General features: G+C 66.2%; 9 protein-coding genes. 6 read left to right on the forward strand and 3 right to left on the reverse strand.

The features are described 5' to 3' along the window. Positions 1-19: 19 nt before the first annotated feature. The 4 genes from E1289_RS19785 to E1289_RS19800 all read left to right on the forward strand — a co-directional run bounded on the left by E1289_RS19785 (position 20) and on the right by E1289_RS19800 (position 4,445). On the forward strand, positions 20-1,972 hold the full coding sequence (locus E1289_RS19785) for a toprim domain-containing protein (RefSeq protein WP_165970547.1): 1,953 nt from the start codon (positions 20-22) through the stop codon (positions 1,970-1,972). Further along, complete coding sequence (locus E1289_RS19790) at positions 1,969-2,856, forward strand: hypothetical protein (protein ID WP_131982245.1); 888 nt, start codon at positions 1,969-1,971, stop codon at positions 2,854-2,856. Before E1289_RS19785 ends, E1289_RS19790 begins: the two co-directional genes overlap by 4 nt. Before the next feature lie 15 nt (positions 2,857-2,871). Continuing rightward, complete coding sequence (locus tag E1289_RS19795; protein ID WP_165970548.1) at positions 2,872-3,216, forward strand: superinfection immunity protein; 345 nt, start codon at positions 2,872-2,874, stop codon at positions 3,214-3,216. 437 nt (positions 3,217-3,653) lie between these two features. Continuing rightward, entirely contained in the window at positions 3,654-4,445 is a 792-nt protein-coding gene (locus E1289_RS19800) for a hypothetical protein (protein ID WP_131982249.1), read from the forward strand. Positions 4,446-4,594: 149 nt separating this feature from the next. Here E1289_RS19800 and E1289_RS19805 read toward each other — a convergent pair whose 3' ends face one another. The 3 genes from E1289_RS19805 to E1289_RS19815 form a co-directional block, all read right to left on the reverse strand. Beyond that, complete coding sequence (locus E1289_RS19805) at positions 4,595-5,140, reverse strand: alpha-ketoglutarate-dependent dioxygenase AlkB (RefSeq protein WP_131982251.1); 546 nt, start codon at positions 5,138-5,140, stop codon at positions 4,595-4,597. Positions 5,141-5,595: 455 nt separating this feature from the next. After that, complete coding sequence (locus E1289_RS19810; protein WP_131982253.1) at positions 5,596-5,799, reverse strand: DUF397 domain-containing protein; 204 nt, start codon at positions 5,797-5,799, stop codon at positions 5,596-5,598. Further along, positions 5,796-6,632 carry a helix-turn-helix transcriptional regulator gene (locus tag E1289_RS19815; RefSeq protein WP_207929041.1) on the reverse strand — a complete coding sequence of 279 codons (837 nt, stop codon included), beginning with the start codon at positions 6,630-6,632 and terminating at the stop codon, positions 5,796-5,798. The genes E1289_RS19810 and E1289_RS19815 overlap by 4 nt, the downstream gene beginning before the upstream one ends. Positions 6,633-7,480: 848 nt before the next feature. Here E1289_RS19815 and E1289_RS19820 point away from each other — a divergent pair. Together E1289_RS19820 and E1289_RS19825 are read left to right on the forward strand one after the other, a co-directional pair. After that, on the forward strand, positions 7,481-8,203 hold the full coding sequence (locus tag E1289_RS19820) for an ATP-binding protein (protein ID WP_131982257.1): 723 nt from the start codon (positions 7,481-7,483) through the stop codon (positions 8,201-8,203). Between the two features lie 106 nt (positions 8,204-8,309). Further along, positions 8,310-8,756, forward strand: a 447-nt coding sequence (locus E1289_RS19825; protein WP_131982259.1) for a hypothetical protein, incomplete at its 3' end; no start/stop codon positions are given.

Below are 8,756 nucleotides of genomic sequence, written 5' to 3' on the forward strand. Positions count from 1 at the left end.
CTCATCCCGAGGGGAGCAGTTGGCCCAGACGGAGGAACAACGGCGTCAGCTCACCACTCTCAAGGGGATCGCTGACCACGCTGTCGCCTGTCTCGCCGACGGACGTCTGGAATGGGAGGTCTGGCTGAAGCATGCCGGTCGTCATGGACGATACGGATTCACCAGCACGCTGCTGATCCCGGCCCAGCGTCCCTCAGCAACCGATGTCCGCTCGTATGACGCATGGCAGAGGCAGAACCGGCAGGTCCGCCGTGGTGAGACCGGCATCCGCATCATCTCCACTGGCGGAAAGCCGCGCACCGTCTTCGACATCGAGCAGACCGACGGTCAGTTGATCGAAAAGCCCGAGCTCTCGCCGGCAGAGGGACTGCGGTGGCTTTCCAGGCTCGCAGCCGACCTCGACTTCTACGTCGACCGCGGACAGGGCTGGAGCTACCTCGGTCCCCCCGAGCGGCGGATCAAGATTCATCCTGAGCTTGATGACACGGCTGCGGTGACCTTGCTCGTCCACCAGCTCGCTCACGCACTCCAGCCCGGCGGGCATCTCGACACGGTCGGACTTGATTGTCGCGGCGTTCGGCGCGTCATGGCAGATTCAGTCGCCTACGTCGTCCTGGCCGAGCTGGGGCTGGACGTTTCGCAGATGTCCTTTCCACCGCCTCAACGGTGGGCGGGAGACGACGTTCGCACAGACTCCGCCGCCGCCATCCGCGTGGTCGGAGACCAGATCGTCCGGACGGGCAACCGACTCAAGCGGCGACTCCAGGACCTCTCCAAGCCGGGGCGCTCCACCGCAACGGTGGTCACCGAAAGGCCCAGCCGCCCGCAGGAGACCGCCCCAGTGGCTGAGAACATCGATCAGGCGTCGGATGTCTCCACGTCACACCTACGTGCTGCGCTCGCCGAGGCCCACCGCTTCTACCGAAAGAACCTTTCGGAGAGCTGGGGAACCCGCTACCTCGCACGCCGTGGCTTCACGCCTGAGATGCAGGAGCAATGGCAGATCGGCCTCGCACCTCGATCCAGACGTTCGCTGCTCCAGCACCTGCGGGAACTGGGCCACAGCGATCAGACGCTGATCGACGCGGGCTTGGCAAAGCAGCCGAAGCGTGGAGCGCCCTTCGACCTGTTTCGAGACCGGGTCCTGTTCCCTCTCCGAGACAGAGACGGCGAGGTCATCGGCTTCATCGGCCGTCGCCGAGACGATGCCCCTGGCCCGAAGTACCTCAACACCCCCGAGACGGTGCTCTTCCACAAGGGCGATGTGCTCCTCGGTCTCCATGAGGGGCGCCCGCAGCTCGCAGGCAACGCACGCCCTCTCCTTGTCGAGGGGCCGCTCGATGCGATCGCGGTCAACGCGGTCATGCCGGACGTCTACGCCGCCATCGCGCCCTGCGGTACGTCCATCACAGCGGCGCAGATCGAAGAGATCGGCCTCTCCGCCGACCTCAACGCTTCCGGACTGGTCATCGCCCTCGACGGAGATACGGCCGGACGGAGTGGAGCGCTCCGGGCCTGGCGCACACTCCGCCGTGTCGGGGGCCCGGTCGAGGCAGCGGTGCTTCCCAAGGGCCGGGACCCCGCCGAGATCCTGTCGCCCACGGGACACTCAAGTGTCCGCGAGGCACTACTTTCTGTAACTCCCCTCGCTGACCTGGTCATAGATGAGAAAATCCAGCGGTTCGGGGGAGCCCTGGAGTTCGTCGAGTCCCGGTTGGCCGCCGCCCAGGCCGCCGCAGCACTGATCGCCGAACTCCCACCGGATCAGATCGTCCGCCAGGTCACCCGCGTCGCAGCCCGCACAGGCATGGACCCGTCCGAGGTCACCTCCCTTGTCGCTTCGGCGATCAGCCCGGACCCGGCCCCCGACGCCTCACCAGTCCAGCCGCCAAGCCCCGAAGGGCGAAGCACCGGGCTTCAACGCACCTCGCACACGACACCACCCAGACGCACCCACCGGAGGAAGCCATGAACCAGCCGCACCCCGACCCGATCAACGAAGGCCTCCAGCACGGCGGCCAACGACTCGTCCAGATCGTTTCCACAGCGATGGGCGTACAACAAAGCCTCGCCCGGTACCGCCAGCGGTTAAGAGCTGGCCGGCGAGCACAGGACCAGCGAGCTCAACGAGCAGAGGCGAAGGCTCAGAGGGCGGCAATGACCGAAGCGCGCTCACGCTGGGAACGTGCCCACGACCGCCAATGGCTACGGCGCGCAAACCTGCTGGACGTCGCCGAAGTATGGGCGGCAGCCGTCCCCTACGCCCCAGACAACGCGTCCGCGGCGCTCGCCGTCAGCAAGTGCGAGGACCGGCTACGTGACCTGCATCCCCACGCAATGAGCCACTACGACCGATACCGCAGCGAAGGCGAGAGCCCTCTCGACGCCATGCGGCAGGCCGCCCACTTCTTCGCTCGCGACCCCGACATCCGAACCGGCGATGCGGCATCCCGACGCGGAGAACTACACGAAGGCACAGGTGCTGAGTGGACGGCGTCGGCTCACGGCCCAGACCGAGGTGACGGGGAAGAGGCTCGCCAAGAGCAGCGCGCGGCCCAGATCGCCAGCGAGCTCCGAGACAAGCTCCGCCTTCAAGGGCGCGAACCTGAGCCCGAGGAGCTGCGCACGGTCTTGGAGATCGCCACGAACCTGCCCGAACACATCATCCTCAAGGCCGTCACCGAGAGCCCGCGCTCTCACCTCGGTCGGGGCTCGGACATTGCGTCGGCTGCCGAGGACTTCCCGCTCTCCATCCAGGAGGCGCTGGAGATGAGCTCGAAGCGGCCCCCCGAAACACCGGCCGCACGCCGATCATCACTCCAGGCCCCCGACCGGAACCGCCGACGCAACCTCTGAAGAGGGAGGGAAATGATGACCGCCATACAGGGCAATGAACTCTTCTTGCTCGCGCTGATCGGCTTCCTCGTGCTCCTCGCCGTGCTGCCGACGCTCATCGCCATCGTCCGCGGCGTCGAGGAGATCGGCTACATCGTCCTGGTCAACGTGATCTGCTGCATGACCGTCTTCGGCTGGCCCATCGCACTGATTGCGGCCATCAGATGGCCACGCCGCTATCCGAAACCGTCCCGGACGGCTTGGCAACCTCCGCCCGCGCCGCCGCTGGACCGTCGCCGGAGCCGCACCTACGAGCGAGGAGGCGAGGATGAGAAGCCGGCACCGTCGACGAACCGCTCCACGCGGAGAGATGCGTGGTGAGAGGTGCGACGCCGCGGCCACTGCTGCTACGAGTAGTGGGGTACTGGCCTCCGGTCGTCCTCAACCTCACCCTCCTCACCGCCATCTCACTCCCTCACACCGGGCCCGAGACCACAGAGCATGTTGTTGCTGGGCATGCGCCGCCCTGCGCCCCGATCGGGCCGGTCGCCAGCAGGTACATCGACAGGAACAAGGTCTGCCGCCGCGCTCGAAAAGAAGTACTGCGCAGTCTCAGGACCGGCCGTGACCCGGACTGGAACGACGTCTTCCGCGACTACATCCCCAGGGTGTCGAAGCCTCCCGGCCGCCGTCCGAAGCCGAATGACCCCAGCCATAAGCCCAGGAAGCATCGGGAGAGTGCGCCGCCGACTCCAGCGCCTTCTCGTCAAGGCAGACAGACCGCCCCCACGAACTCTTCCACGCCGTCTCCTGGGGAGGTGGAATCGTCCGCTCAACACCCGCCGCCAACACCCCGCGAACACGACACACCCATTCCGACGGCGCCCGGCAAGCAGAGCAGCTACAAGGCCGGGCCATTCGGCTGGGCCGGAGTCGCCGCGCTACTGGCTCTGTCCGTCAGCGCCGCCTATGTGGCCGGACGGCGCCGCCGAGCCATCTGCCAGGCGACGCGATCCATTCTTCGCCGTCTCAACCGGCAAGCGAACGGCATGGTGAGGGCGACTCCTGTGACGCCCACCGAGCGGCCGGCATCCGAGGAGTGCGGGGCCCAACTGTCATCGAAGGTCGTTTCCCTGGTCGGCCCTGGCGCGGAAGGTGCCGTCCGCCGCTTGGCCTTGGACGCTCTCACCGACCGGATAGGCCGCGCTTCCGAGCTCGTCATCGCCCGCACCGACGCCTGGCGGTTGTTCGGCATCGACATCGGCACTCTCCAAGAGGAAAGGATTCCAGGTCTGATCCTGACCGAAGACGCTCAGCAGACTCGCACTTACCTAGGAACCCAGGGACTGTTGCCGCGCATCCTCATCACCTGCGACGACGGAAGCGAAGCCGTCCACGAACTCCAACCCAGGGGCCAAAGCCAGCTCACCGTACTATCCCTGTCGCCGAGTACCGAGGTGTCCACAGAGGTCTCCGCTGACGGCGTGCTCACCCCACACAGGGCGGCACCGCCATTGCCCGACCGTCTTCCGCTGCTGTCGAGACCTGACGCCTTCAACCGCCTTATGTCCATGCCGACAATCAGCCGGCGTCGCGAGACGCAGGTCTGATTTCAAGAACGAGAAGCGGCCCCACCTTCGAGTGGCCTCTGGCCCGGTTAGCGATCTCGGCAAGCTTGATCACGAATGATTCTTGGCCCAACGAGGTTGTCGACGGATGGAGCCAGGAACGCGTAGATCACGGAGGTGACCAGAGGGTGTTAAAGGACCGTGCGCAGCGTCACGGAAACTCGTCGGCTGCGGGGCGTCTGTCCGTTCGGTCCGGGGTCGGTCTTGCGCGCCGGAATGGCATGCCGCCAGGTGAATCGTGCTGGGCCGGTCATCACGCACAGGCTGCCGACTTCGAGGCGCACCGGCACGCGGGTCTTGTCCTCGGGGTGGGTGAACTCCATGACGCATGCCGACAGCAGGCTGACCGAGGCGACGACCGGTCCGAAGGTGGGGACGCGGTCGACGTGGGCGCTGATTCCCTGGCCGGGGAGGTACTCGTTCACGATGACCTGGTCGGGAGGTCGGTCGAAGTGGCCGTCGTTGTGCAGGCGCTGGGCCAACGTCATCGCCCAGGCGGGTAGTGGCGGGGCCGCAGCAGCGCCCACGCCTCGGTTGCCGTAGTCGTAGTGGTGGCCGTAGTGCTGGACACGCCGCCGTAGTTGCGATGACCAGGGCGCGGCGTCGATCTCCGCGATGAGTCGCCGCTGATCGTCTTCGTCCAGCCAACGGTCGAGACACAAGAGACCCGGAACCATGATCGAGAATCTATTCGATTATGGTCTGTCTGGCTCAGAGTCGGTGAATCGCCTTGGCTGCATGTGCATTCAAACAGCACGTCGGCTATGGGGAAGCAGAATCTCCTGGTCGAGCGAGCCTGCAGCTTGTTGTGCCTGGGTGCGGCTGAGCCAGTAGGGCTGGGTGCGGCGGCCCAGCGTCGGGGACCGGCGGCAGAGGTGGCTGGTCCGGTCGGGACGCCTGGGAGGCTGACCAGATCCGGATCGATGAGGTAGAGGCCGTCCCGGAGAAGCGCGCCATGGCCCTCCTCGGCGGTTGCAGCTGTGCCTGGGACGTCGGCCACGCTCATCCGGGCGTTTCTCGTGGCGCCCGGTCGTAATCGCCCTGGCCGCCACGGTAGGCAGCCCATCCCTCCACCGGGATCACCTGCGTTCCATTCCGGACCGGATCACCAGGCACCTGAGTGCGGCGGACGTCAGAGGTCCAGGTTCCCGCGGTTCGCCTGTTCGGTCAGCCGGCGCCACGCATCCCGGGCCAGAAACATCGTGGGGCCGTCGGGGTCCTTGGAGTCGCGGACGGCGATCAGTCCGGGGAGTGGGGCGAGTTCGACGCAGCCCTGGCTGCCTTGGCTGGCCGTCGCCTTGCGCCAGTTCAGCGGGGAGGGGGCCGGGGTGGTCATTGCATCTCCTCTTCGATCCTGTGCAGGAAAGCCGCCGTCCCGCGGGGGTCGAGCGCCGATGCCACCAGCAGGTTGAACTTGGTGTTCATGCGGCTTACCTGGTGCGGTTGCTCCAGGTAGGCGTTGCCGGCCTGGCTCTCGACGTAGACGACGTCCGGGTCGGTGGGGTCAGGGAAGCCGAGCAGCGAGAATGGCCCGTCGAGCCCGACATGTGCACCTTTATCGAAGGGTAGAACCTGCACGGTGATGTTGGGAGCCTTGATCGCAGCGAGCAGGCGACTTACCTGACCCCGCATCACCGCGGCCTCCCCGATCGGCCTGCGGAAGACGTTCTCGTCCAAGATCACCCAAAGGGCGAACGCTGGTGTAGCGCGATCGAGGATCTGCTGCCGGGCGAGCCTGAGGTCCAGCAAACGGTCGATCGTCTTGGGCGCCTCGCCAGGGAGCGTCGTCTGTAGGACCTCGCGGGCGTACTCGGGAGTCTGAAGCAGCCCGTGGACGAGCTGATTGTCGAAATGCCGCAGCTCGGCGGCCTCGCTTTCCAGCCCGATGTAGGAGCCGAAGCGGGGCGGGAAGACGTCCTGGAACTCGCTGTACCAGCCTGGCTGTGCCGCCTCCTTCGCCAGTTGGAGAAGCGTGTCCCTCACTCGGGTGTCCGTCGCGCCGAACAGCTCCAGCAGGTCACGGATCTCCCGCTGCTTCGGAGGCTGCGCCTTGCCCGTCTCGATGCGGCTCACCCGTGAGGGCGAGCACTCCAGGTGCTCGGCGACCTGCTCGATGGTGTAGCCGGCGTTCTCCCTCAGCTTGCGGAGTTCGGAGCCGAGTCGGCGCATCCGAACGGTTGTGACTCCAGGCTGCGGCATGGATCCCCCTTGGTTGCGTGGCACAAGGTACCCGGCGCAACTGCTGCGGAGGCGCGGCTAGGAGCGGATACCGCACTGTCGTCCAGGAATATTGCGGACATGTACCCGTAATCCTGGCACCAATGCAATGGCACACTTGTGCAGCACAGTTTCACAGTGCATTCTGAGGCCCGTACTCACCCGACTGCGGAGAGCGATCGACGCGAACCCAAAGGGACTGGTCGCTCCTGCTCCTTCGAGGTGATTTCGGAGACGGGCCCGACTACATGAGGCGGCCCCGGACGCGGTGCGGCAACACCGGCCGGGGCCTGATCGGACGCAGGAGGTCCGACTATGCATGATCGTACGAACACGTCCACCGTTCAGGCGGTGACCCCCATCCTGGAACGCCCGCACAACCACGACCAGGTACAACACCCCACCCCCGAGACGACGACCACGATGACACCGGCCCCCTGGGCACGCGACGTCGACCCAGAGCGGGCGGTCGCCGAGATCGGCGACCAGTTCCCCTCGGCAACCATCTGGTTCGGCGAGCACACCGGAAGCTTCTGGGCCCTCACCTACGCCCAGGACGGCACACCTCGACTGATTGAAGGGGCCACACCTCAGGAGTTGAGCCGTCGGCTCGACTCCCTCATGCCCCACCCGGCGCAACATCGTCGGCCGCAACCGCCTTCGAACAGAGCGGTCCACGGAAGCGCTGCCCCCTATCTACCTCCCGCAGCGCGGGCTTCGGTCAGAAGCAGGCGCCTCCGGAAGAGGAACGGGTGCCGTGGTCGCCACTCCATGCCCAAGACTCTCGGTCGGAGCCGCTGATGTACATCGGCAAGGCCACCGACATCCCGCCCGGCGGATTCTGTGCGTTCCAGCTGCCTCGAGACCCGAGTTGCGCGTCCCAAGCGCGCTCGCTCCTCGCCGCGACGATGCGTGACCTCACCTTCCCCATCGACTCGGTCGAAGACGCGAAGCTCGCGGTGTCCGAACTGGCTACCAACGCGCACACGCATGCAACCTCGATGTCCCGCCCGGAGCTGTGGGTCTGGGCGCGTACCTGCCCCGCCCCCGAACTGGTCGTCTCTGTATTCGACACTCATCGCGAAATCTGGCCTGTCTCCCGGGACACCGACCTACTCGACGAGCACGGCAAGGGCCTTTCCATCGTCGCGGCGCTCTCCTCCGAAATGGGTACGCATCACACCCGCTCGCGCCTCACCACTTCGCGGGGCAAGTGCGTCTGGTTCACGCTCCCCCTCCCGACCGGATGGCCGGTCGCCACCCACGTCATCACCCCCGCGATGGCAGCAAGTCGGCTCTCGGAAGTCCTGCGGGCACGCGGCATCCCAGCCACCTGCCGCGGTGACGACAGCGGCGCCCCGGTCATCAGCGTCGGAGCTTTGAACATCTGGATGGAGGCGAACGTCTTCTCTTGGCGCACCAGCCGAGGGCACGTCAGCCAACCGCTGATCGACCTCCAAGAAGTCGCCGAACGCATCGTCAACTGCCACGAAACCGCAGGCGTCTCGGCATCACCGGCCTGACGAAACCAGCACCTCCGGACCCAGCCGACCCAAGCGTCGGGGACGCGGCAACCCTCCCGTACTCCTGTGTCCCCGGCCTATGCCACCCACCTACCAGGACGACCCCATGCACACCGGCGCAGAACTGCACGCTCAGCTAGCAAGAGACATCGAAGCCCTCAGAACCCTTACTGGACGAGCCGACAGCAACGGCGGCGACCGCGTCCTTGATCAACTGACGCGAACCGGCGACCTCGACGACACCATCGTCTTCCTCTGCCGCGTCCATGACCTCCTGATCAGGATCACAGAGACTTTGACCCTGGTCGTCGGAGCGCACCACGTCCGCGAAGATTCATCCGGACGGCCCAACCTTCGCAATCATGCGGGGATCTCCGACTCGACCCCGCAAGGCCTCAGCAAAGTCGATGCTGCTGAGGCCTGGCGCCGAGCACACCTTCATCTGACCGACCACCGCGACACCCCGGTACTCCTGCATATCGAAGAGTTCGAAGACGGCTACCGGGCCACCCCGATCCTGTTGTCCCTCCCCGAGCCACCGCGCTTCCCCACC

Origin of the sequence: Actinomadura sp. 6K520 (genome assembly GCF_004349245.1) — a bacterium.
In the GTDB taxonomy this organism is placed as follows: Bacteria; Actinomycetota; Actinomycetes; order Streptosporangiales; family Streptosporangiaceae; genus Spirillospora.

Excerpts from the sequence above, each read along its gene's own strand:
- E1289_RS19790 (WP_131982245.1), top strand. The coding sequence starts at position 1,969 with ATGAACCAGCCGCACCCCGACCCGATCAACGAAGGCCTCCAGCACGGC.
- E1289_RS19795 (WP_165970548.1), top strand. The coding sequence starts at position 2,872 with ATGACCGCCATACAGGGCAATGAACTCTTCTTGCTCGCGCTGATCGGC.
- E1289_RS19805 (WP_131982251.1), bottom strand. The coding sequence starts at position 5,140 with ATGGTTCCGGGTCTCTTGTGTCTCGACCGTTGGCTGGACGAAGACGAT.
- E1289_RS19810 (WP_131982253.1), bottom strand. The coding sequence starts at position 5,799 with ATGACCACCCCGGCCCCCTCCCCGCTGAACTGGCGCAAGGCGACGGCC.
- E1289_RS19815 (WP_207929041.1), bottom strand. The coding sequence starts at position 6,632 with ATGCGCCGACTCGGCTCCGAACTCCGCAAGCTGAGGGAGAACGCCGGC.
- E1289_RS19820 (WP_131982257.1), top strand. The coding sequence starts at position 7,481 with ATGTACATCGGCAAGGCCACCGACATCCCGCCCGGCGGATTCTGTGCG.